Genomic DNA, 796 nt, shown 5'->3' on the forward strand with positions numbered 1-796 from the left:
CGCGAAGGTCAGGCCGACATGGGGACACAATTACCATTTCCACATTCGCCTCGCCTGTCCGAGTGGAGACGCGGCGTGCGCCGATCAGGATCCGCCGCCCAACGGCGATGGCTGCGGCGCGGAGTTGGCGCAGTGGTTCACGCCGGAAATGCTGCACCCCAAACCAGGCAAACCGCGGCCGCCGCTCACTCTGGCGCAACTGCCGAACGAGTGTCGGCAGATTCTGTTCGCGCCGTAATGCGCCCCTACTTGCCGGCCTTGCCGCCCTCGGCAATGCGATCCGTGAGCGCGAGGATGACGCCCKATCCCACGAAGAGGAGATGGATGCCGACGAGCCACGTCAGGTTGCGGTCGGAGATATTGTCGAGGTTCATGAAGGCTTTCAGGACCTGAATCGCGGAGATCGCGACAATCGAAGACAGCAACTTCAGCTTCAAACCACTGAAGTCGATCGTCCCCATCCATTCCGGCCAATCCTTGTGGTCGGCCGCATCGATTTTGGAGACGAAGTTCTCGTAGCCTGAGAAGATCACGATGACGATCAAGGATCCGGTGAAGGTGAGGTCGATCAGAGTCAAGACGCCGAGAATGACATCGGCCTCGGTGGCCTGAGGCACGTGCAGAATGAAGTGCCAGAGCTCCTGCATTGCCTTCACGACCAGAATGACGAGCGTGATGACCAATCCCACATAGAATGGCGCGAGAAGCCAGCGGCTGGCAAAAAGAAACCGTTCCAACGCCCGTTCGATCGTCGCATCCACTCCTTCATGTCGCGCTGCGGGATGCCATGAATGGG

At 59.6% G+C, this 796-nt stretch carries 2 protein-coding genes; one reads left to right on the forward strand and one right to left on the reverse strand.

Going from position 1 to position 796, the window contains the following annotated elements:
• On the forward strand, positions 1–238 hold a 238-nt coding region (locus AC1DT3_RS23020; RefSeq protein WP_477467478.1), incomplete at its 5' end, for a penicillin-insensitive murein endopeptidase.
• A gap of 7 nt (positions 239–245) precedes the next feature.
• Here the strand turns inward: AC1DT3_RS23020 and AC1DT3_RS23025 are convergent.
• Positions 246–749, reverse strand: a complete 504-nt coding sequence (locus tag AC1DT3_RS23025) for a TIGR00645 family protein (RefSeq protein WP_477467479.1) — start codon at positions 747–749, stop codon at positions 246–248.
• Positions 750–796 lie beyond the last annotated feature (47 nt).

Source organism: Microvirga sp. P4_G7, from assembly GCF_056401005.1.